Source organism: Ruegeria sp. F12, assembly GCF_056533885.1.
On the sequence record NZ_JBQFOV010000001.1, the window covers coordinates 180,257 to 203,095 of the forward strand.

Genomic DNA, 22,839 nt, shown 5'->3' on the forward strand with positions numbered 1-22,839 from the left:
GGAGAATGTGATGGAGAAACCCTTTGGCGTTCCGAAAATGGGACCGGTCAGCCGTGAGATGCTGCGCGAATCCCTGCGCCGTGCCTGGGCTGATTTTCGCCGCGCGCCGGTTTTTGGGCTGCTGTTTGCAGGGTTCTATGTGCTGGCCGGCTGGGCGATTGCCTGGGTAACAATACAGACTCAGACTTCGTACTGGCTGGTGCTGGCGGCGATCGGGTTTCCGCTGTTGGGCCCCTTCGCGGCGGTGGGGCTGTATGAGGTCTCGCACCGGTTGGAACTGGGGGAGCCTTTGGATTATGGCGCGATCTTTGGTGTCGTGGCGCAGCAGGGGCGGCGTCAGTTGCCGTCGATCTGCGCAATCATCGTGGTCATGTTCCTGTTCTGGTTCTTTCTGGGTCACATGATCTTTGCTTTGTTCATGGGGTTGTCGACCATGACCAACGTATCCACTTCAGTCGAGGTGTATTTGACGGCCAATGGGCTGACCATGTTTGCGGTGGGCACGGCGGTGGGCGCAGTTTTCGCGACCGTGCTTTACATGATCACCGTCTTGTCCATCCCGATGCTGCTGGACCGCGAACTGGATTTCGTTACGGCGATGATTGCAAGCTATAGCTATGTCAGTGCAAACCTGCCGGTCATGTTGGGTTGGGGGGTGCTGATCGCCTTTCTGACCTTTGTCGCCATGATCCCCTGGTTTCTTGGCTTGCTGATCGTATTGCCGCTATTGGGGCACGCAAGCTGGCATCTTTACCGTCAGATTACAGAGGCCGAAGGACTTACCTAAAGCGGCTTTTCCAACCTGCGCGCGGTGCGGGCGGCGGGCAATGCCTCGGTCGGTTTGGTGCCCAGATGGCGCAGCTGGAGTTTGCGCATGGTGGTCGCATTTGCATTCGTCTTGGACAGGCAGATTGCGACGCCGCGCCAATACTCTTCTTGCGAGTCCGAATTGCGAGTCATCAGGTAGATGCGGCTGTTCTGGGCGGCGCGGCAGGACATCAGGATATAGATTTGATGACCGGCACAAGCGGCGATCCCCTGAACTTCGCGCGCTTTGGCTGAACTGTCTTTGCCATCCGAGGGGGGCTCGAAGCTGCGAATCAGGGTGCATTGGGGCAGGCGGCGGGCGTGCAGCAGCCGGCGCCGGGACGGGAAGGGGTTTTCAAGATCCGTCTCTGACACAGAATAGAATCCGGCGGGCAGCAGCGTCTCGGTCAACGTCGTGGGCCCCGAGCCCAGAAACTCGGTCAGGGCCGAAGCGGCGGGGTGTAGAGGGGCCTTGTCCAATGCCTCAAGAGGGTGCAGCAGAATACGGGCGTCGACATCGAAGAACCGGCAAATGCGGTCCAGAACATCGGGGCGGGGAAAGCTCTCTCCGCCCAAATACCGGTTGAATTGAGTCCGGTTGATGCCAAGCTGACGGCAGAGTTCGGAAACAGATGGGTATTGCTGCGCGAGCTGCCTGAGGTTTGCGCCGAACATCCTGCGCAAGTCAGCAGGGTTGCGGGTGTCGTTGGTCATTTCTGTCCCGGTATTCAAGTGTTTTTGTGAAACCGTACCATGTCTGACCAAACGGTCGCGCATGTTCTGAAATCGTACTTAGGACCCCAACAGGCGCATAGAAACGCCACGTTACGTGTCGAAGCTAACGCGCTAAACCGCAAAGGCAATAGGCTTTATTTTTATTTGTATAATCTTTTATTCAATTATTTTCTGTTATGTAAAAAATAAACAGACATAATTGCATATTGTCTGCAGTTTTGTGAATGTTTAGCCCCGTCCGATGCTTACATGCAATGGGCGGGGCAATTCATTCAGTCACCACGCAGCAAGGCCGCGACACCGGTACGGGCGATTTCAACCAGGCCCAGCGGGCGCATCAGGTCGGCAAAGGCGTCGATCTTGTCCGGGGCCCCAGTGATTTCGAAAATGAACGAATTCAGGGTGCTGTCTACTACATTGGCGCGGAAGATATCGGCCAGACGCAGAGCTTCGACCCGTTTGTCGCCTTCGCCCACGACCTTGATGATGGCCAGCTCACGCTCGACCGATGAACCCTCGACCGTCAGATCGTGCACATCCCGGACCGATACGATGCGACCAAGCTGGGCCTTGATCTGCTCGATCACCTGCGGCGTGCCGGTGGTGACGATGGTAATGCGGCTCAGGTGGCCTGTGTGATCGACCTCGGCCACGGTGAGGCTTTCGATGTTATATCCACGGCCAGAGAACAGTCCGATCACGCGAGCCAGAACACCCGGTTCGTTTTCGACCAAAACCGCAATCGTGTGCCGTTCCTGCACGTCCGAGAATGTGGGCCTTAGGTTATAGGCCGAATGGCGGGTGGAGCCTTGTTTGATATGTAGGGCAGACATTTAAGTCCCTTTCATCATCCTGCGAAGGTCGGGTACTGAAGCGCCCGACAAAATTCGACGAATTTTGTTAAACCAGAACCGAACCTTTGGAGTCGATCACGCCCTGCGTTTCGGCCTCGCCCAGCAGCATTTCGTTATGGGCCTTGCCCGACGGGATCATAGGGAAGCAGTTTTCGTGCTTTTCAACCAGACAATCAAAGATGACAGGGCCGTCATAGTTGATCATCTCCATGATCGCGTCATCCAAATCGGCGGGGTTGGAACACAGTATGCCCTTGGCCCCGAAGGCCTCGGCGAGTTTGACGAAGTCGGGCAGGGCTTCGGACCACGAATGCGAGTACCGCTCGCCATGCAGCAATTCTTGCCACTGGCGTACCATGCCCAGACGTTCGTTGTTCAGGATGAACTGTTTCACGGGCAGGCGGTACTGAACGGCGGTGCCCATTTCCTGCATGTTCATCAGCCAAGAGGCTTCACCCGCGACATTGATTACCAGCGCGTCGGGATGCGCCATCTGCACACCGATCGAGGCCGGAGTGCCATAGCCCATGGTGCCCAGACCACCGGATGTCATCCAGCGGTTGGGGTCTTCGAACCCAAGATATTGTGCTGCCCACATCTGGTGCTGGCCGACCTCGGTGGTGATATAGCGGTCGTGGTTTTTGGTTAGCTCTTCAAGACGTTGCAGCGCGTATTGCGGTTTGATCGTCTTTTCGCTGTTGGTATAGGCCAGGCAGTTGACCTTGCGCCAATCCGCGATCTGCGACTGCCATTGTTTAACCGCCGCTGCGTCGGTTTTACGCCCACGTGCTTTCCAGACCTTGAGGATATCTTCCAGCACATGTGCCACGTCCCCGACAATCGGGATATCGACGCGGATCACCTTGTTGATGGACGACGGATCAATGTCGATATGCGCCTTTTTCGAGTTCGGCGAGAACGCATCAATGCGCCCGGTGATCCGGTCATCGAAACGTGCGCCGATGTTGATCATCAGGTCGCAGTCATGCATCGCCAGATTGGCCTCATAGAGACCATGCATTCCCAGCATGCCCAACCAGTTCTCGCCCGACGCCGGATAGGCCCCCAGTCCCATCAGGGTCGAGGTGATCGGAAAGCCGGTTGCATCCACCAGCTCGCGCAGCAACTGGCTGGCCGCGGGGCCCGAGTTGATCACGCCACCACCCGTGTAGAAGACAGGTTTTTTCGCCGTCTCAATCGCGGCAACCAGTTCGGTGATCTCTTCGAGATCGCCTTTCAAAACTGGCTGGTAATGTGAGGTCGAAGGTTTCGGGCCGGTATAGTCGCCCGAGGCGAACTGCACGTCCTTAGGAATGTCGATCAGCACAGGACCAGGGCGGCCAGAGGTGGCGACGTGGAAAGCCTCGTGCATGGTCTCAGAAAGCGAATCCGTATCCTTCACCAGCCAGTTGTGCTTGGTGCAGGGGCGGGTGATGCCAACGGTGTCAGCCTCTTGAAACGCGTCCGAGCCGATCATGAAGGTCGGGACCTGACCGGTTAGAACCACGATCGGGATCGAATCCAGCAGCGCATCGGTCAGGCCGGTCACCGCGTTTGTGGCACCGGGGCCCGAGGTCACAAGCGCAACGCCGGGCTTGCCTGTCGACCGCGCATAGCCTTCGGCGGCGTGGACCGCGCCCTGTTCGTGACGCACCAGAATGTGGCGAATGTCGTTTTGCAGAAAAATCTCATCATAGATCGGTAGCACGGCGCCGCCGGGGTATCCGAATACCGTGTCCACGCCCTGATCCTTGAGGGCCTGAACCACCATCTTTGCGCCGGTCATCTCACGTGTCATCTGCTTTGCTCCGTTCGCGACATGTGTCTTGCGTGTTGCCAAAAAAAAGCCCCCGAGATTTTCGGAGGCGCATGGGTTGGATTATGGTTTACCGTCACCGGCCCATGCGCGTGTTTCCTACGATTACGACTAGCGCTTTCATCGCCAGAGGCTCCTTTTTTGCGTGCAGGGACATTATGAGCGGCGCGACGGGGCGTCAACAGGCAATCGCACCAATTTTCTATCTCAAGCAGTGAATTTTGCGACATTTTATTGCGCAGATTGCCGCATGATGGGAATTTTCGGGAAAATCTGGAGGGAAATCCACGCGACTCTGTGATTTGACCGTGTCGGAAAGTGTCAAAGTGATGTCCGAAACGAGCATGATAGCGGCAACATGCTGGGGCAACGTGGACCCGAGCATATAGGCGATGGAGGCGGGATATCATGCACGATCTTATTGACCTTGGACGGTATCCGATAGATTGCCCCGGCTCTCGAGCATATGAGCGGTTGATCAGCGATCTGAGGCGTGAGTTGGATCAGGATGGCTGCGCGGTGTTGCCAGGGTTTGTGCATTCCGACGGAGTCGCGCATTTGCGACAAGAGGCCGATTTGGTGGCGGAGCACGCCCATCGTTCATTCAGCCGAACCAATGCCTATTTTACCCGTGATGAACCCTCGCTGGATCGAAATCACCCGGTTCGGCAGTTTTTTGACCGCTCAAACGCCTTTATTCCAGCGGATAATTTTGCAAAAACGGGGCCATTGCGACGAATTTACGAATGCGCAGACTTCCTGCCGCTTATTCGCGCAGCGTTGGATGAGCCCGATGACTGCTTCTTTCGCTATGACGATCCATTGGCGGATGTGATCATCAATGTGGTGGAGGAGGGGCAGGGCTTTCCCTGGCACTTCGACACCAACAGTTTCACCGTGACTTTGGCCATCCAAAACGGCGAGGGGGGTGGCGCGTTCGAATATGTACCTAACCTGCGCAGCCCAACGGACGAGAATTTTCCAGCCGTCTCAGCCGTGCTTGGCGGGGAAAGGGCGCGGGTCCGGCAATTGGAGTTGCAACCCGGCGATCTTCAGATCTTCAAGGGCCGTTACGCGTTGCATCGGGTCGCAGCGGTGACCGGGACGCAACGTCGCTACGTGGGTATTTTTTCATTCGTTGAGGCCGAGGGGATGTGCGGCAGCGTCGAACGAACCCGGCAGCTTTATGGGCGGGTGCTGCAACATCATCTAGATCGGGAAGGGCTGCGGCAGGACCGTTTGCTCGACTGAAGCGGGCGGGGCTCCCGCCCGTTGTCGATGCGCCTGTGGCGTATCTTCGCCGGTTGGGCCGGGCAGCGCGTGCCGCGCTGCGGTCAGAACCCTGGGCTGGTGCCCTGCAAGACGCCGTGTTCCAGCGCATAGCGGGTCAGACCGGCGGTCGAGGATATCCCCAGCTTGCGTTTGATGTTCTTGCGATGTGTCTCGACCGTACGGACCGAGATGTCCAGTGTCTGAGCGACCTCTTTGTTGGACTTGCCCTGTGCGAGTTCCAGCAGGATCGTTTGTTCGCGCCCGGTCAGGGCCTCACGCGTGTTGTCGCCCTTGGGCTCAAGAGAGCCGCTGGCACCGGTGCACAGATATTGCTCGCCACGCATGACAGCGTCGATGGCCTGCTTGATTTCATCCGTGGGGACATCTTTGAGGACATAGCCTTTGGCCCCGTGGCTGAGCGCCGTCGAGATATATTCCGGGCTATCATGCATCGACAGGATCAGGATGCGCGTTTCTGGCAGGCGTTCGAGAATGATCTCGGTCGCGCTGAGGCCACCGAGGCCGGGCATATTGAGGTCCATCAGAATGACATCCGGCTGCAACCCAGCCACCTGATCGACCGCATCCTGCCCGCTACCCAGAGTGCCGACCACCTCGATCTCGTCATAGCTTTCCAATATCGACTGGATCCCCTCGGCAACCATTGGATGGTCATCGACGATCAGAACCCGGATCGTGGTGTCGCTCATGTTCCGGCCTTTCGGTTTGGGGTTGCGTCTTCCTGGGGCGGCAGCAAGTGGCTGAGAGGTAGGCTGACCTCGATCACCGTTCCGCTGCGTGGGCCGCGTGATGACAGAATGCGCAGCGATCCGTCAAGTTGTTCGATCCGTTCCTGCATGTTGCGCAGCCCGATCCCGGCACTGCCATCGCTGGGTGCGCTGCGCAAACCGCGGCCATTGTCGGTGATCCGCATGGTCGCGCCCTTTTTGTGGCCGCGCAGGTCGATGGTGACGCTGGTTGCGCCGGAATGGCGCTCGATATTGGTCAGCGCCTCCTGCGCGATACGGTAGAGTGCGATCTTGCTGTCCTGATCCAGACGGTTGCGAAAGACGACGGTCGAGAACTCGGTCTCGATCCCCGTACGCTCGCGGAAATCATCGGTTAGTGCCTTAAGGGCAGGGCCCAAACCCAGATCGTCCAGTACGCCGGGGCGCAGGTCACGGCTGATGCGGCGGACCTCGGTAATCGCGGTGCCCAGATGGTCGATCCCTTTGTCCAGCGGGTCGCGCGCGCCTGCGTCATCGCCGCGCGTCAGCCGGCGGCGGGCATTGTCCAGCGCATAGCGCACACCGACCAGGATCTGGCTGATCCCGTCATGGAGCTCACGGGCCACCCGTCCGCGCTCTTCCTCTTGCGCGTCAAACACGCGTTGAGTCAGCTCTTTCAGCTTGGCATCCGCCAGCCTGCGTTCGCGGAAATTCAGTAACATGCCCGAGGCAAACACGATCAGAACGGCGGCCAGAACGATACCGCCGATATAGGCAAAGGTGCGCTGCACGCGGGCTTCGACCTCGGCGCGGGCATTGGCGACGGTGGCGACGATATCGTCGATGAAGACCCCTGTGCCCACGGCCCATCGCCAATCCTGAAGACCAACCACATAGGCGATCATCTGCGCCTCTTCCCCGGTCGACGGTTTTTGCCACATGAAACTGTGCCAACCAGCCCCCTGCCGGGCGAGGCGGATGAACTCGTCCACAATCGGGGTGCCGTCGCTATCGGTCAGACCTTCCCAGTTGCGGTTGATGAACTGGGTCTGACGCGGGCTGACCAGATTGTTGCCGTCGTAATCATAGACAAAGAAGAACCCATCCTTGCCGTAGATCATGGCCGACAGAATCTGCGTGACCAGATTCTGAGCCACATTGTCGTCGGTCGAGGCGCGGCCGTAGATATAGGCGAACCCGTTGCGGGCCTGCGTGACGTAGTTGCGCAGCTCTTCTTTCTTGGCTTCGATCAGGCGACGTTCCAGCGCCTGAATTTCACGCTCGGCGGTGGCGCGGGCCTCGTAGGTGACGAAGAATGCAATCGCTGCCACGGCCACCAACAGAGGAATGGCCGCCACAAGCGACAGTTTCTGGCCATAGGTCAGCGAGATCAGATTGCGGATTCCCCTCATGGTCGAATCGTTACGCAAGCAGGCGTCAAAATGCAAAATCTTTGGGTCTGCGATCGTGACGTCGCCCGTTTCGCCGGAAAATGGGCCCCAGATTTACCGGTTTTGTCCCGCACCCACCTCAAAAACCGGCAATCCTACGTAGTAGTAGGTATTCACATTCAAATTCCCGTCATTAGGCTGGCCGCACTGAAAACGACTGCCCCCGCAAAGTTCGGGGGATTGGACTATGTAGGGGAGGAACACTCATATGGATCGTCGTTCATTTCTAAAAACATCTGCACTGGGCGGCTCGGCCGCTGCCGCCACCACGCTGGCAGCTCCGGCTTATGCACAGGGCAAACGCACCCTGACCATGGTGACCTCGTGGGGTCGCGGTCTGGCGGGCGTGTTCGACAGCGCGCAGCGTTGTGCCGACAGCATCAACACTATGTCCGACGGCAGCCTGAATGTCGAAATCAAGGCCGCTGGCGAACTGGTTGGTGCTTTCGAAGTGTTTGACGCGGTGTCGTCCGGTCAGGCCGACATGTATCACGCGGCCGACTATTACTTTGTGGGTCAGCATCCGGGCTATGCGTTCTTCACTGCCGTGCCCTTCGGCATGACCGCGCAGGAACTTGTGAACTGGTACTACCATGATGGCGGCATGGAGCTGCATGACGAGCTGGGTTCGATCTTCGGCCTGAAATCCTTCCTGGCGGGTAACACCGGTGCGCAGGCAGGTGGCTGGTACTCGAAAGAGATCAACGGCCCCGAGGATTTCCAAGGTCTGAAGTTCCGTATGCCGGGTCTGGGTGGTCAGGCGCTGGGCAAGCTGGGCGCATCGGTTCAGAACATTCCGGGCTCGGAAGTGTATCAGGCGCTGTCCTCGGGTGCGATTGACGGCACCGAGTGGATTGGCCCCTGGGCGGACGAAAAAGCCGGTTTCCAGGAAATCACCAAGACATACTACACCGCGGGCTTCCACGAGCCGGGCGCAGGTCTGTCGCTGGCAACGAACCGCGATGTGTTCGACGAACTGACACCTGCACAGCAGAAGATCATCGAGATCGCAGCGGGCGAAGCGCACCAGTGGAACCTGGCGCAATTCCTGGCCAACAACGGCGCGGCGCTGCAGCGCCTGCAGTCGGGTGGCGTGAAGGTTCTGGAATTCCCCGACAGCGTCTGGGATGCCTTCGGTCAGGCCAGCCAGGAAGTTCTGGACGAAAACATGGGCGACGAGCTGTTCAAGAAAATCCACGACAGCGCAATGTCGTCGATGGCAGCATCTTCGGCGTGGCAGAACCTGTCCTCGGGTGCCTACACCACGCAGCGCGACCGCGTTCGCGGCTAAGCAACCTACTCACGACCAAATGGTTTCCCCGCCCTGTGCGGGGAAACCTTTCCCGTTGCACGTGCCGGGCTTGGACATGCCCGCGATAACACCTCGTGCAACTGACGCGACCTGGGGACAACATGCAGGACGATAACGGTATCTCGTTCTTCGGCGCCCTGTGGAATGGGCTGCTATGGCTCATTCAGAACATTGCCGAAGCTTTCTATAATTTCGGATATGCCATCACGCATCCGCAACTCTGGCTGGATTGGTCGGACAAGGCGTCGATCATGCGTTTTGTCTATTACGGCGGTTCGGTCGAGTTCTTCTTTGTGGTCTTTACCTTCTTTTTGGTTCTGACCGCAGTTGGACTGTATTACCGCAACTTCATGTGGGGAATGGTGCGGGTCCTTGAGGGTTTCGCCAACACAACCGGCCGCTTTTTCGCCTGGGCCGGCTTGCTGATGGTGATCCAGCAGATCGTCATCGTGTTCATGCAGCGGGTCTTTACCCGGCCCGATATGTCCTTTGGCCTGGGTATCCCGTTTACGCAAGATATCAGTTGGTTCGCGGAAGAACTTAAACTTTATAACGCCATGGTTGTCTGCCTGTGCTGCACCTACACTTTCGTTCAGGGCGGGCATGTACGCGTTGACCTGATCTACGCCGGGATCAGCCACCGGGCCAAGCGTGTGGTCGATATGTGCGGGGCGGTTCTGTTCATGATGCCCATGGCCGTGCTGACCTGGATGTATGGCTGGTACTTCATGTGGCGACACCTGATCGTGCCGAAACCCTCGGCCAGTGATACGTTGGACCGTCTGGTCGCCAAATCCCGCGCGCTGCGCTGGAACGTGGAAACCATCGGTTTCAGCCCCAACGGGTTCAACGCCTACTTCCTGTTCAAGATCCTGCTGGTGGCATTTGCGGCCATGGTGTTCCTGCACGCCATCGCATTCCTCTACCGCTCGTTCCTGGAATACTCGGAAGGGTCCGAGAGCACCGGAAAATACCTCGACAAGGACAGCCTTGGTGAGGGTGAAGAAGCCTTCGAAGGCACGCATTAAGGACGGAGACCAAGACTATGCTATTCGGACTTGATGGCGTCGAGATAGGCCTCATTATCGTATTCTTCTGCCTTTTCGGAGGCATCCTATCCGGTTTTCCGGTGGCATTTGCTATCGGCGGGGCAGGGATCATTTCCTTCGGGATCATCGCTGCGCTGGACAGTGCGGGGCTGCTGATCCACCAGGCAATTGATACCAGCTCCCAAGCGTACCGGGACCTCGTCAATTCGGGGGTCAAACCAGAAACGGTATCGGTATTCCGCTTCCCGGACTTACCAAGGATCGCCGAACCGGTCTTTGTGCAGGGCTGGGAAACCGCGCTGGACCGCAATGTGTCATTCATCGTGAACCGTATGAACGAACGCGTGCTGGCCGGTCAGTCGATTGAAACCCTGCTGGCCGTTCTGATGTTCGTCCTGATGGGTATCACGCTGGAACGCTCGAAGATCGCAAACGATCTGCTGACCACGATGGCGCGTGTCTTTGGCCCGCTGCCCGGTGGTCTGGCTGTGTCGATTGTGGTTGTGGGGGCGTTTCTTGCGGCCTCGACCGGGATCGTGGGTGCGACCGTGGTGACGATGGGCCTGCTGGCGCTGCCAACCATGCTGCGCAACAACTACTCGCCGGAACTGGCGACCGGTGTGATTGCGGCCTCGGGCACGTTGGGGCAGATCATTCCGCCGTCGATCGTGATCGTTTTGCTCGGGACACTGGCCGGTGATCTGTATTCGACCGCGCAGGAAACCCGCGCGCAAGATGCAGGCTGTACTGACGCGCTGACCTATCTGGGTGAACCTGCCGTGGTCTCAGTTGGGACATTGTTCCAAGCCGCTTTGCTGCCGGGGATCATGCTGGCGCTGCTTTATGCGCTTTATGCCTTTGGCTATGCGCTGCTGAATCCGGAAAAGGCCCCGGCCGTTGAAATGTCAGGCGGCAGTGGTGAGCCGATCACCCGTGCCGAAGGTCTGACCTGGTTGCTGGGTGCACCGGTTGCGCTGATCGTGGGCATGATGGTTCTGAGCAGTGCTGGTGTTGTCGGAAGCCAGAATATCGGCGTCTCGGCTTTCTCGGATATCGGTGAGGGCGCATCGCTGCGCACGAACGTGTCTGAGGAATGCAAAGCCTCGATGATCGACCTGCATGGGCAACTGGCCTGGGATCAGGCCGTAGCCGAGCAAGAGGCCATCGACGCCGCAGGTGGGGCCGCCGAGTCGACCCGCCTAAGCGAAGAGGAACTGGCCGCTGCGCAGCAAGCCAAGATCGCTTCGGCTGCGCCGATCGGCACCGGTGTGGCCGTCATGGTCGTGCTGCTGGGTCTGACGCTGGTCATGGGTCGCGGCATCGCGCCATCGAAGCCGACGCAGCCGCTGATCGTAGGGGCCATCGGCCTGTTGCTGATGCTGTTGTTCGATGTGCTGTTCATCGCTCCGACCACGTCCTCGGGTGTGACCTTTGTGCTGCTGGCGGTGCCGTTTGCGCTGGCCATCTATGGCTGCAAAGAGGCCGCCGCGCGCTGTGCGACCAATGATCTGATCCGTGTGGTCTTCCCGCCGCTGGTTCTGATCATCGCGGTTCTGGGCTCGATCCTGGGTGGTGTGACTAACCCGACGCCCGCTGCGGCGCTGGGGGCAGGCGGGGCGATCATGCTGGCCGCTTACCGCAAGCTGCAGGATCAGGGCCGCTCGGCCAAGGTGATCATCTGGGCGACTTTGGCCGTGATCGTGGCCTTGCTGATGGGCGTGAACTTCGATCTGCGCATCAACCAGAGCGATGTCAGCGTCGAGACCTGGATTGCCTTCATCGTGGCCTATGGCGCCTACCTGTTTGCCCTGTTCGGCCTGCTGTTTGGTTGCTGGGTCTTGTTCACCAGCGGGGTTCTGACGCCCGTGGTGCGCGAGACGGCCAAGGTGACCTCGATGGTCTTTACCATCCTGATCGGCTCGCAGTTGCTGAACCTTGTGGTGATCTCGTTCGGGGGGGAACACTATATTCAGCAATTCCTGCGCAGTTTTGACAACGAGTTTACGGTCTTCCTGATCGTGATGCTGGTGCTGTTCATTCTGGGCTTCGTGCTGGACTTCCTCGAGATCATCTACATCGTGATCCCCATTGTGGGTCCGGTGATCTATGGCGGGTCGTTCGATCCGAAATGGGTGACGATCATGGTGGCGGTGAACCTGCAAACTTCGTTCCTGACGCCACCTTTCGGGTTCGCGCTGTTCTACTTGCGCGGTGTTGCTCCGAAAGAAGTTACGACGGGCCATATCTATCGCGGGATCGTGCCCTTCGTGCTGATCCAGGTGGTGGGAATCGCCATCCTGTGGTTCTTCCCGTCCATCGTGACCATCGTGCCGGATCTGATCCCGAACTGATCAGGCCGACAGAAGAATGACAGACCGGAGGCCCTGTGGCCTCCGGTCTTTTTTGTTCAGGCTTTTGCCTTTGGACGCGTCAGTTCCGCAAAAGCAGCTTCGGCCTCGTGGTCGATATCCAGCGTGGCGGGGGTCTGCGTCCCAGCATCGGGGTCATTGAAGACCGCCCGGTCCAGCTTGCCGACACGCTGCGCAACGATGGTGGTGACAACCGCGTCGCCGGTGATGTTCACCACCGTCCGCATCATGTCGATGATCCGGTCAACGGCGAGGATGATGGCGATCCCGTCCAGTGGCATACCCAGCTGGTTCAGAACCATTGCCAGCATCACAATCCCCACGCCGGGAACGCCTGCCGTTCCGATGGATGCCAGAACCGAGATCGAGATGATGGTCATATAGCCACCCAGCCCCAGATCAATCCCATAGGCATTGGCCAGGAACACGGTTGCCACCCCATGCATGATCGCGGTGCCGTCCATGTTGATCGTCGCGCCCAACGGGATGCCGAACGAAGCAACCGAGCGGTCCACACCGATGCGCTGCGTCACGCATTGCATCGAGGCCGGGATCGTCGCGTTTGAGCTTGAGGTCGAGAAGGCAAATACCTGCGCCGAGCGCATCTTGCGCAGAAACGCGCGCGGGCTGAGACCGGTGCACACATAAAGCAGCACCATCAGCGTCACGCAGAGGTGAAAGACCAGCGTGAGGCTGATGGTCGTCAGGTACCCGATGACCGGAGCGAACAGGCTGAACCCTTCGACCGCGAAGGTCTTGGCGATCAGGCAAAAGACACCGATCGGGGCAAAGGCCATCACGATCTCGACGATTTTCATCGCCAGTTCGTTCATGAAGGTGCAACCCTCGACAAAAGTTTTGGCGCGGCTGCCGATCATCAGCACGGCGATACCGACAACGATCACGTAGAAGATGATTTGCAGCATTTCGCCATTGGCCAGCGCCTGAACCGGGTTCTTGGGGATGATGTTTGCCAGTATCTGCCACGCAGTATCCTGCGTTGCGACGGACACATCCGCGCTGGCCATATGCAGGCTGTCAAATCCCATGCCGGGATTGATGATGTTGGCGAACACCAGCGCCGTCATCACCGCCAGCGCCGTAGTCGCCAGATAGGTGACAAAGGTCAGCCCGCCTACGCGGCCCAACACCTTGAGATCACCAATCCCAACCACGCCGCACAGCAGGGAAAACACCACTAGCGGCACGACCAGCATTTGCAGCCCGTTCAGGAACATCTGACCGACCATGGTGAACAGGCCATTGACCATATGCTCCTGAAGGAACGGGATGTGCCAATAGTTCAGGGCCAGTCCAAGGGCTGAGCCAAGTACAAGGGCCGTCAGGATTTGCGTTGTCAGGTTGGCCGCAAGCAGCCGTCGAATAGCATGAGTCATTGTCCGTCTCCCTTTACCAAAGCCAAACCCGCAGGTCGGGAACCTGTTGCATCACGGGCTATGTCATTGAAGCCCAGCCGTGCGGATCTAAACGGGGTCGAACGGCTGAGGGTCAGGATTACTTGGTGACGTAGGGTAAGGATTCAATCGCTGGGCGTAGGGAAGTCGCCATTTAGATGATTAATAATTCTTCATCTTTTCTGTCTGATCTGCCCTGAGACAGTCGAAATACCGGACCACGCCCTAGCTGAACTCAATCAAATCCCAGCGATTTCCAAACGGGTCACGCCAGACCGCGACGGTTCCATAAGGTTCATGACGCGGGGTTTCCTCGAACGTCACGCCGGCCGCTTTCATGGCGGTGTAGTCGCGTTGAAAATCATCGGTTTGCAGGAAAAAACCAACCCGGCCGCCGGTCTGGTTGCCAATCGCCGCCGCCTGTTCCGGCCCGTCGGCCTGCGCCAGTAAAAGCGAGCCCAGCTCGGATCCCGCAGGGGCGACACGCACCCATCGCTTGCCTCCGCCCAGGTCGATATCCTGCAACAGCGAAAAGGACAGGGTTTGGGTATAAAATGCAATCGCCTCATCATGGTCGGGTACGACCAGTGTGACCGCGTGCAAGCTTTGCCGCATGGGGGATCAGCCTTTGGTGGGGTGACGATCGGGCAGTTGGATATTGGCGACTTGCTCGGCAATCGGAGCGGTGGACAGCGGATGATGTCCTGCAGCTGCAAGATCGGAGGGATCACTGACGCGTGTCCATTCGCCCCGAATATAGACCTCCAACCCCGTGAAACGGGCCTTGTAGCCCATCTTGGGGCTGCCCGGCACCCAATAGCCCAGGTAGACATAGGGCAATCCAGCTTCGCGTGCGATGTCGATATGGTCGAGGATCATATATGTCCCGAGGGAATTCTGCGGCTGATGTGGGTCGTAAAAGGAATAGACCATGCTCAGCCCGTCATCGAGTACATCGGTCAGGCTGACAGCGATCAGCTCATGCGAGTTTGGGTCAGCGTATTCTACGACGCGCGACCGGATCGGAGTTTCCTCGATCATCGCGGCGAATTCGAACACGTCCATATCGGCCATGCCACCATCGGAATGGCGGGTGTCCAGATAACGGCGGAACAGCTCATACTGCTCATCTGTGGCCCAGGGCGAGTTTGCCTTGCGCTGCAAATAGGCGTTGCGCTTGGCTGCGCGTTTTTGGTTTTTGCGGGGTTTGAAGGCCGACACGTCGATCCGTGCCGACAAACAGGCCGCGCAATCGGCGCAAGAGGGACGGTAGAGCACGTTCTGAGACCGCCGAAACCCTTGTTGTGAAAGGGAATTGTTCAACTGGTCCGCGCCTTCACCTTGCAGGGCGGTGAACAGTTTCCGCTCCATCTTGCCCTCAAGATAAGGGCAAGGCTGTGGGGCCGTCACATAGAATTGTGGCGCAATGGGCAGCGTGTGTCGCATGAACGTTCCGTGTTTCCTGGGGCGGATGATAACAACCGATCCCGGAACCGCCAAGTGATTCACGCGGCCCTGTTTGTCTTATGCGCGCTGGTTGATCATTACTGTTCCAAGGAACGAATCCGTCAGGCCCTGACAGCGTGCGCTGGTCAGCATCATGATGACCGAAACAATCTGCACGACAAAGAATGCCATGCTAACGAAATACCCCGCCGTGTGGGCCACCGCTTTGCCCAGATCCATCCGCGCGCCGAATGCGTCGCGCAGCTCGATCCCCATAAAGCGCATGCCCAGCGTGGCCGACCCGTTGGTGATTGTGACCACGCGGTAGACAAAGCTGATGACGCCGTAGATCAGCGGCAGGAAAAACAGCCCCGCGCCAAGGGTCAGGAAGACCGGCACGATACACAGCAGCGAAATCAGCGCGATATCGAACAGCCAGGCAACAAAGCGTTTAGTCGCCACCGATTGATAGAATTCCGGCTGGCGATCGGGATCGGGTAGATGGGTCATATAGGGATATCCGCGTCGTTGAATAGGATCACCCTGTCCCGAAATCCGGGGCAGGGCAAGGTCGGATCAGGCCGTCGCGCCGGTTTCGGCGTCGTCGCGGTTTTCGCGGGCGCGTTCATCCATGAACTGGTCGAACTCGGCCTTGTCCTTGGCTTCGCGCAAACGGCGCAGGAAGGCTTCAAATTCTTTCTGCTCACGTTCCAGTCGCGCCAGAGTGTCGGACTTGTAAGCGTCGAACGCGCTGTTGCCCGAAGGTTTCATGGCGCTCATGTGGCTGTTCCAGGATTTGCGACGGCTGCAGGATTTGCTGAACATGCGTTTGCTCCAGATCATATAGGCCAAAAGGGCAAGGCCCACGGGCCAGAAGAAGATGAAACCAAGCACCATTGCGGCGATCCAGGCGCCTTTGCCTTTGTCGTCCAGCCAGGCCTCGATACGGTGCAACCATCCCGGATTCGAAGGGACGGCGGGGTCGGATAGTGCGGTCATGTGGTGTCTCCGGGTTTATGTAAATCGCTTTCACATTGAATAGATGGGGGCTGCCAGTTGGGTTGCAAGGGGGTGATGTAAAAATGTTTTACATTGTGTTGGTGTCAGTGACGCAGAGTGCCAGTTTCCACTTGTACAAGCCCTTGAAATCAGGCCATCTCTGATCATTGTGATGCAGGAGGCCGCATGACCGACGCTCTGACAATTCACCGAATGCCGCGCCCGTTCGATCCGGCTTTGGGCGATGAGGCGCGCGCAACGGTCCCCGATGCTACGCCGCAGCAGGGCGAATTGATTGCGGGCGTTGCAGGCTCAAGCCCCTACCTCAAAGGGTTGATTGATCGGGAAAAAGACTGGCTGGCGCAGGCGTTGCACAATCCCGATCAAGCCTTGGCCGAGGTAATGTCCGCCGCGCGCGCACTGCCACCGGATCAACTGAAGCCCGGTTTACGGCAAGGCAAGCGGCGGATGGCGCTGCTGACCGCGCTGGCCGATGTAGCAGGGGCATGGCCGCTAGAAAAAGTCACCGCTGCGCTGACGGATTTCGGCGCGCTGGCGGCTGATGTGGCCGCCAAGGCCGAGATCGCGGCGCTGATCCGGCGCGGTAAACTGCCCGGTATGGTCGAGGACGACGTTGAGGCCGCCGCCGGGATGATCATTCTGGCCATGGGCAAGATGGGCGCGCATGAGCTGAACTACAGCTCGGATATCGACCTGATCGTGCTGTTCGATGAGACCCGGTTTGACCCGGATGATTTCTATGAGGCCCGGCATGGCATGGTGCGTGCCACGCGGAACTTCTGCGCCACGCTCAGCGACAAAACCGCCGATGGCTATGTGTTCCGCACTGATCTGCGCCTGCGCCCTGATCCGGGGGTGACTCCCGTATGTATGGCCGCCGAGGCCGCCGAGCGGTATTACGAAAGTCTGGGCCGCACTTGGGAGCGTGCCGCCTATATCAAAGCGCGCCCCTGTGCAGGGGACATCGCAGCAGGACAGCGGTTTCTGGACACGCTGCGCCCCTTTGTCTGGCGGCGGCATCTGGATTTTGCCGCCATCCAGGACGCCCACGACATGCGACTGCGCATCCGCGAGAATAAAGGGACCGGCGGCGCTCTGACCATTCCGGGCCACGACATGAAGTTGGGGCAGGGTGGCATCCGCGAGATCGAGTTCTTCACCCAAACCCGCCAATTGATCGCCGGAGGGCGTGACCCCGACCTGCGCGTCCGCGGCACGGTGCCGGGGCTGGCCGCGCTGGCCGAAAAAAGCTGGGTGCCGCCAGAGGTCGCCGACAAACTGACCAACCATTACCGCGCTCATCGCGAGGTCGAGCATCGCATCCAGATGATCCACGACGCCCAGACCCATAAGGTGCCGCAATCCGACGAAGGAATCGAACGCGTCGCCTGCCTAATGGGGATCAGCAGCGAAGATCTGACCTCCGACCTGACCCGCCGCCTGACCGAGGTGCATGAACTGACCGAAGGGTTCTTCGCCCCCGGAGCTGCGGCCCCCGCGCCGACCCCCGAGGTCGCCTTTGACGAAGGCGTCATGGCGCGCTGGCCGACCTATCCGGCGCTGCGCTCGCAACGGGGCGCGCGTATATTCGAGCGACTGAAACCAGAACTGCTGTCGCGCCTCGCCAAGACCGCGAAACCGGATGAGGCGCTTCTGGCACTCGACGGGTTCCTGTCGGGCTTGCCTGCAGGCGTGCAACTGTTTTCGCTGTTCGAGGCCAACCCACATCTGATCGATTTATTGGTCGATATCGTGGGGACATCTCACGCGCTGGCCACGCACCTTTCGAGCAATGCCTCGGTTTTTGACGCGGTGATTGGCGGCAGCTTCTTTGACGACTGGCCGGGGCAGGCGGCCTTACAGGCCGATCTGGAGCAGGCGCTGGCGCAAGAGTCGGATTACGAGACGCAGCTAGATTTCGCCCGACGCTGGTGCAAGGAATGGCATTTCCGCATTGGTGTTCACCACCTGCGCGGGCTGATCGACGGGGCGCAGGCCGGGCAGCACTATGCCGATCTGGCTAGTGCCGTGATTGCCGCGCTTTTGCCGCATGTGGCCGGGCAATTCGCCCGCAAACACGGGCCGGCGCCGGGACGCGGGGCGGCGGTGCTGGGCATGGGCTCGATCGGGGCGGGGCGGATCAATTCGCAATCCGATCTGGATATGATCGTGATCTATGACCCGCTGGATCAGGACATGTCCGACGGCCCGCGCCCGCTGGCCACGCGTACCTATTACGCGCGGTTCACGCAGGCTTTGATTACGGCCTTGTCTGCGCCCATGTCGCAGGGGCGGCTCTATGAGGTCGACATGCGTCTGCGCCCTTCGGGCAATCAGGGGCCGGTGGCAACCAGTTGGGCCAGTTTCACCAACTACCAGCAGAATGAGGCATGGGTCTGGGAACACTTGGCCCTGACCCGCGCCCGCGTTGTGGCTGGAAATGCTGATCTGGCGCAGGATATCGAAACCTTCCGCGCTGAATTCCTGACCCGCCCGCGCGATACTGCGCAAGTGCTGCGCGAGGTGGCCGAGATGCGCAGCCGTCTGGCCGCCGCCAAATCTCCGGCTGGTATCTGGGATGCCAAGAACGGTCCGGGCCGGATGATGGATATCGAACTTATGGCCGAGACGGGCGCGTTGCTGTCCGGTCTGCCGCAGCGCGATGTGCAAACGGGGCTGGACGGTGCGGTCGCTGCCGGGCTGCTAGAGGTCGCGCAGGCGCAAACGCTGAAGGACTGCTATGATCTATGCTGGTCGGTACAATGCGCGGCCCGGCTGCTGTCGGGCAAGGTGATCGAGGCAGACAAGATCGGCGAGGGCGGTACGGCTTTTCTTTGCCGGGCCACCGGGTTTGAACAGGTCGACCAGCTTCAGGCCGCGCTGCAGGACAGTTACGACACCGCCGCCGGGATCATCGGCCGCGTGATTTCGGAGGATACCCATGGCGCGCAGTGACGACCCCAACGACCACAAGGGCCTGATCCGCGAGGCATATAATATCGAGGGCATCACTTTGCCCGAATGCCGCAGTATCTTCTTGGATTGGGCGCTTAGCCTGCCTGCGGATCGGGACCAGACGCAGGCGCTGACCGATCTGCACTCGATCTACGCGGTGCAGGCGGATCACCCGATGACGCAGGTGCTGGCCGAGGGGCTGCAGGCAGCACAAAAACCCAAACGCCGGGGCGGCTGGAAATCCCGCAACCGCTAGGGCTTTTCCCCGCGCGCCGGAGCCACTAAGAGAGGCGGCATGACCCAAACCGCTGACCGCCCCCGTATCCGCCTGAAACCCAAAGCCAATGCGCGCGGCCTGCGCCACGGGTTCCCCTGGGTCTATGCCAATGATATCGTCACCGACCGCCGCACCCGCAAAATCCCGGCGGGGGCTTTGGCCGTGTTGGAGGATGAAAAACGCGCGCCCATCGCGTTGGTTGCAATAAACCCCGAGTCCAAGATCATGTGCCGCGTGTTGGACCGCGATCTGGATGCTGATTTAAACGCCACGTGGTTCGAAACCCGCCTGCGCCGCGCGCTGGACATGCGCGAGCGTCTGTTCGACGCGCCTTATTACCGTCTGATCCATGCCGAGGCGGATGGTTTTCCCGGCGTCATCATTGACCGCTTTGGCGATGCCTGCGTGATCCAACCCAACGCAGCCTGGGCCGAAGCGCATCTGGACACCCTGACCGACGCGCTGGTCGCCGTAACGGGCGTGACCACGGTATTGAAAAACGCCACGGGCCGGACACGCGGGCTTGAGGGGCTGGACGATGCCAACCTCACCCTGCACGGCACGGCCCCCGACGCGCCGCTGTCGGTGCCGATGAACGGCGCGACCTATATGGCCGACCTGACCGGCGGCCAGAAAACCGGGCTGTTCTATGATCAGCGCCCCAACCACGCCTTCGCGGCGCGTCTGGTTCAACCCGGCGCGCAGGTGCTGGATGTGTTCAGCCATGTGGGCGGGTTCGGTCTGGCGATGCTGGCAGGCGGAGCGGGGCAAGCGCTGTCCGTCGATGGTTCAGCCGCCGCACTGGATCTGGCCACTCAGGGCGCGCAGGCGTCTGGCTGTGCCGACCGGTTCCAAACCCGCCAAGGCGATGCCTTCGACGTTCTGACCCAATTGGGTGAAGAGGCCGAGCAATTCGATGTTGTGATCTGCGACCCGCCTGCCTTTGCGCCCTCGAAACAGGCGCTGGACGCGGGGCTGCGCGCCTATGAGCGCATCGCGCGTCTGGCCGCGCCGCTGGTCAAACCGGGCGGTTATCTTGGCCTGTGTTCCTGTTCTCACGCCGCCGATCTGGGTCGTTTCCGCGACGCCTCATCCCGCGGGATCGGCCGGGCCGGGCGGCAGGCGCAACTGATCCACACCGGCTTTGCTGGCCCCGACCACCCGCAACTGCCGCAACTGGCGGAAAGCGGCTACCTCAAAGCCGTGTTCTACCGGCTGTGAGGGCGGTTCTGGATACATGCGTCATCTACCCCACGGTGATGCGAGAGATGCTACTGGGCGCGGCAAAACTGGGCCATTTCGAACCCATCTGGTCGGCGCGCATCCTCGAAGAATGGGCCCGTGCCGCCCGCAAACTGGGCCCCACGGGCGAGGTACAGGCCCGCGCCGAAATTGCCCTGACACAATCGCACTGGCCCAAGGCGGAACGCGCCGCGCAACTGGGCGTGGAACAGCGCCTCTGGCTACCCGATGCCGCCGATATCCACGTTCTGGCCACCGCCATAACCTCGTCGTCAGATGCGATCATCACCATGAATGCCAAGGACTTCCCCCGAAACATCCTGTCGGATGAGGGCCTGATCCGCCATGACCCAGACACGCTGCTGCATGGCTTCTGGAAAGCCGACCCGCAAGGCCTCTCGGATACCGCCCACCGAGTCCTCACGCAGGCCAACCACCTCTCAGGTGACCAATGGACCCTGCGCGCGCTGATGAAAAAAGCCCGCCTCCCGCGTTTGGGCAAAGCTCTCACGACCTAATCCCGATCTGCCCTTCATCTGGCTAAAAATATCCCGGGGTGTGTGAGGGGCTGGCCCTCACAGCCGAAACCTATCCACCCGCACCCCAACGCTGCTCCAACGCCTCCAGCGCCGCAATTCGTTCATCTGTCTTGGGATGGCTCATCAACCAGGCGGGCGTGACACCTGCGCGTTGCTCGGTCAGTTCCTCAAGCTTGTGAAACAGAGATTTCTGCGGCCCGATCCCAATTCCTGCCTTGGTCAACAACGCGGCGGCGTATTCATCCGCCTCATATTCATCGCCACGTGACAAGCGCGAGGCCAGCAGATGCGCGAGCATATTAGCGAGCCATGCGCCAACAAACGGAATGAACCGGTTCAACACCATCATCAACGCCGTCCGCAGTGCATTCTGACCGGAAAAATCAATCATCCGCCGCCGCGCATGACCCAAGGCCACATGGCCCAGCTCATGCGCGATCACGCTGGCCATCTCCTCGGCCGAGACGTCTCCATTGCGGAACTTGCGATAGAACCCGCGTGTGATGAAAATCCGTCCATCCGGTGCGGCCAGCCCATTCACAGGGTCGATCTCATAGATATAAACCGGCACACGTTCGATCTCGAGCGCGGCGGCCAATCGGTCAGTCATTCGTTTTAGAGCGGGATCCGCCAACTCTGTAGATTTCGCATCCAACTCGCGATGGGTGCGCCAGACGGAAATCCGGTACATGACAACGGCATAGGCAATCGCCAGCAAGATCGGAGTTAATCGCAGCATACCTCAGATATGGGGGGCGATCGGGGCGAGGGCAACAAAAAATCGGGGCTGAAACGATCACGATGCCCTAGCTCGCGTGACATCAATCTAGGGTGAGGTCGCCTGAAACGACTGAGCCTTTGCTTGCCGCGCGAGGGGTTGCGCCATACCCTTGTTATCATGTGGTCTTTTGCAGAAATCCGCCCATCTTACAGCCGCGCCGAGCGTATCAGCGACGGGTTTGTGCATATTCTGTGCGTCAGCGCCGCCAGCATCGCGGTTCCTAAGCTCATTTTCTTGACGGTTCAGTACCGCACCGAGCCCGCCGCGATACTGGGCGTTTCAGTTTATGGCGTCACGCTTATTCTGATGCTGTCGCTTTCGGCAGCTTACAACATGGTGCAATCGGACAGGTGGGGGCATGTATTGCAGCGGTTGGACCATTCCGGAATCTATGTGAAAATTGCTGGAACCTATACCCCATTCATATTGATTTCGGGCGTACAGTCGCCGGGTTTGTTGATTGGTTTGTGGTCTTCGGCAACGCTTGGGTCGGCCCTGAAGATGATTGACCCGCATCGCTTTCGATGGTTTGGGTTGGGGCTCTACGTTTTAATGGGGTGGGCCGTCGTCTGGGCGGGGCAATCTCTGCTAGCGGACCTGTCCCATCCCGTTATCTGGCTGATGGTCGCAGGCGGCATTGTCTACACGACCGGGATTGCCTTTTAACTGTTGGACTGGCTGCCTTTTCACAACACGATCTGGCATGTTTTTGTTCTGACAGGCAGCGTTCTGTTTTTTGCCGCCGTTTCCGCGCATACGGCATGGGCCCCG

The 22,839-nt window shown here is 59.4% G+C and carries 21 protein-coding genes; 10 read left to right on the top strand and 11 right to left on the bottom strand.

The features are described 5' to 3' along the window. Window positions 1–10: 10 nt before the first annotated feature. Window positions 11–787 (top strand): DUF2189 domain-containing protein, encoded by a 777-nt coding sequence (locus tag ACR0CA_RS00925; protein WP_480897189.1) that lies wholly within the window; start codon window positions 11–13, stop codon window positions 785–787. Here the strand turns inward: ACR0CA_RS00925 and ACR0CA_RS00930 are convergent. The 3 genes from ACR0CA_RS00930 to ACR0CA_RS00940 all read right to left on the bottom strand — a co-directional run bounded on the left by ACR0CA_RS00930 (window position 784) and on the right by ACR0CA_RS00940 (window position 4,194). Beyond that, window positions 784–1,521 (bottom strand): helix-turn-helix domain-containing protein, encoded by a 738-nt coding sequence (locus ACR0CA_RS00930; protein WP_480502531.1) that lies wholly within the window; start codon window positions 1,519–1,521, stop codon window positions 784–786. The two genes, ACR0CA_RS00925 and ACR0CA_RS00930, sit on opposite strands and share 4 nt — an antisense overlap. Window positions 1,522–1,814: 293 nt before the next feature. Continuing rightward, complete coding sequence (gene ilvN, locus ACR0CA_RS00935; protein WP_170774568.1) at window positions 1,815–2,375, bottom strand: acetolactate synthase small subunit; 561 nt, start codon at window positions 2,373–2,375, stop codon at window positions 1,815–1,817. Window positions 2,376–2,442: 67 nt separating this feature from the next. Continuing rightward, the gene (locus ACR0CA_RS00940; protein ID WP_480502530.1) at window positions 2,443–4,194 is read right to left on the bottom strand and encodes an acetolactate synthase 3 large subunit; all 1,752 of its coding nucleotides are present in this window, start codon (window positions 4,192–4,194) and stop codon (window positions 2,443–2,445) included. A gap of 426 nt (window positions 4,195–4,620) precedes the next feature. Here ACR0CA_RS00940 and ACR0CA_RS00945 point away from each other — a divergent pair, with 426 nt between their 5' ends. Further along, window positions 4,621–5,463, top strand: a complete 843-nt coding sequence (locus ACR0CA_RS00945; RefSeq protein WP_480897190.1) for a HalD/BesD family halogenase — start codon at window positions 4,621–4,623, stop codon at window positions 5,461–5,463. An 83-nt stretch (window positions 5,464–5,546) separates the two neighbouring features. On the opposite strand, the gene ACR0CA_RS00950 is transcribed toward ACR0CA_RS00945, so the two are convergent. Together ACR0CA_RS00950 and ACR0CA_RS00955 are read right to left on the bottom strand one after the other, a co-directional pair. Next, entirely contained in the window at window positions 5,547–6,194 is a 648-nt protein-coding gene (locus ACR0CA_RS00950; protein ID WP_170774562.1) for a response regulator transcription factor, read from the bottom strand. Then, window positions 6,191–7,624 carry a cache domain-containing protein gene (locus ACR0CA_RS00955; RefSeq protein WP_170774560.1) on the bottom strand — a complete coding sequence of 478 codons (1,434 nt, stop codon included), beginning with the start codon at window positions 7,622–7,624 and terminating at the stop codon, window positions 6,191–6,193. Before ACR0CA_RS00955 ends, ACR0CA_RS00950 begins: the two co-directional genes overlap by 4 nt. Window positions 7,625–7,871: 247 nt before the next feature. Here ACR0CA_RS00955 and ACR0CA_RS00960 point away from each other — a divergent pair, with 247 nt between their 5' ends. The 3 genes from ACR0CA_RS00960 to ACR0CA_RS00970 all read left to right on the top strand — a co-directional run bounded on the left by ACR0CA_RS00960 (window position 7,872) and on the right by ACR0CA_RS00970 (window position 12,375). Continuing rightward, the gene (locus ACR0CA_RS00960; RefSeq protein WP_170774558.1) at window positions 7,872–8,954 is read left to right on the top strand and encodes a TRAP transporter substrate-binding protein; all 1,083 of its coding nucleotides are present in this window, start codon (window positions 7,872–7,874) and stop codon (window positions 8,952–8,954) included. A 122-nt stretch (window positions 8,955–9,076) separates the two neighbouring features. Then, entirely contained in the window at window positions 9,077–10,003 is a 927-nt protein-coding gene (locus ACR0CA_RS00965; protein ID WP_480548302.1) for a TRAP transporter small permease subunit, read from the top strand. Between the two features lie 17 nt (window positions 10,004–10,020). Continuing rightward, window positions 10,021–12,375 carry a TRAP transporter large permease gene (locus ACR0CA_RS00970; RefSeq protein WP_480897191.1) on the top strand — a complete coding sequence of 785 codons (2,355 nt, stop codon included), beginning with the start codon at window positions 10,021–10,023 and terminating at the stop codon, window positions 12,373–12,375. Window positions 12,376–12,431: 56 nt separating this feature from the next. Here ACR0CA_RS00970 and ACR0CA_RS00975 read toward each other — a convergent pair whose 3' ends face one another. The 5 genes from ACR0CA_RS00975 to ACR0CA_RS00995 all read right to left on the bottom strand — a co-directional run bounded on the left by ACR0CA_RS00975 (window position 12,432) and on the right by ACR0CA_RS00995 (window position 16,253). Continuing rightward, window positions 12,432–13,790, bottom strand: coding sequence for a dicarboxylate/amino acid:cation symporter (locus tag ACR0CA_RS00975; protein ID WP_480897192.1), 1,359 nt, complete (start codon window positions 13,788–13,790; stop codon window positions 12,432–12,434). Window positions 13,791–14,033: 243 nt separating this feature from the next. Next, the gene (locus ACR0CA_RS00980) at window positions 14,034–14,423 is read right to left on the bottom strand and encodes a VOC family protein (protein WP_480897193.1); all 390 of its coding nucleotides are present in this window, start codon (window positions 14,421–14,423) and stop codon (window positions 14,034–14,036) included. Between the two features lie 6 nt (window positions 14,424–14,429). Then, window positions 14,430–15,254, bottom strand: a complete 825-nt coding sequence (locus ACR0CA_RS00985) for an arginyltransferase (RefSeq protein ID WP_480897194.1) — start codon at window positions 15,252–15,254, stop codon at window positions 14,430–14,432. A 78-nt stretch (window positions 15,255–15,332) separates the two neighbouring features. After that, on the bottom strand, window positions 15,333–15,764 hold the full coding sequence (locus tag ACR0CA_RS00990) for an RDD family protein (RefSeq protein ID WP_170774546.1): 432 nt from the start codon (window positions 15,762–15,764) through the stop codon (window positions 15,333–15,335). 66 nt (window positions 15,765–15,830) lie between these two features. Then, window positions 15,831–16,253: a DUF2852 domain-containing protein gene (locus ACR0CA_RS00995; RefSeq protein WP_170774544.1), complete on the bottom strand. Its 423-nt coding sequence runs from the start codon at window positions 16,251–16,253 to the stop codon at window positions 15,831–15,833. Between the two features lie 186 nt (window positions 16,254–16,439). On the opposite strand from ACR0CA_RS00995, the gene ACR0CA_RS01000 reads away from it, so the two are divergent. From ACR0CA_RS01000 to ACR0CA_RS01015, 4 genes are read left to right on the top strand one after another with little or no spacing between them, the layout of a single operon-like run. After that, window positions 16,440–19,229 (top strand): [protein-PII] uridylyltransferase family protein, encoded by a 2,790-nt coding sequence (locus ACR0CA_RS01000; RefSeq protein WP_480897195.1) that lies wholly within the window; start codon window positions 16,440–16,442, stop codon window positions 19,227–19,229. Further along, entirely contained in the window at window positions 19,216–19,485 is a 270-nt protein-coding gene (locus ACR0CA_RS01005; RefSeq protein WP_170354467.1) for a hypothetical protein, read from the top strand. Before ACR0CA_RS01000 ends, ACR0CA_RS01005 begins: the two co-directional genes overlap by 14 nt. 39 nt (window positions 19,486–19,524) lie before the next feature. Continuing rightward, on the top strand, window positions 19,525–20,727 hold the full coding sequence (locus tag ACR0CA_RS01010; RefSeq protein WP_170788754.1) for an RSP_2647 family RNA methyltransferase: 1,203 nt from the start codon (window positions 19,525–19,527) through the stop codon (window positions 20,725–20,727). Beyond that, entirely contained in the window at window positions 20,724–21,266 is a 543-nt protein-coding gene (locus ACR0CA_RS01015) for an RSP_2648 family PIN domain-containing protein (protein WP_170788753.1), read from the top strand. The genes ACR0CA_RS01010 and ACR0CA_RS01015 overlap by 4 nt, the downstream gene beginning before the upstream one ends. A gap of 70 nt (window positions 21,267–21,336) precedes the next feature. Here ACR0CA_RS01015 and ACR0CA_RS01020 read toward each other — a convergent pair whose 3' ends face one another. Next, complete coding sequence (locus ACR0CA_RS01020) at window positions 21,337–22,026, bottom strand: M48 family metallopeptidase (protein WP_170782571.1); 690 nt, start codon at window positions 22,024–22,026, stop codon at window positions 21,337–21,339. A gap of 159 nt (window positions 22,027–22,185) precedes the next feature. Between ACR0CA_RS01020 and trhA the strand changes: the two genes are divergently transcribed. Further along, window positions 22,186–22,734: a PAQR family membrane homeostasis protein TrhA gene (gene trhA, locus ACR0CA_RS01025; RefSeq protein ID WP_480897196.1), complete on the top strand. Its 549-nt coding sequence runs from the start codon at window positions 22,186–22,188 to the stop codon at window positions 22,732–22,734. Window positions 22,735–22,839: the final 105 nt, after the last annotated feature.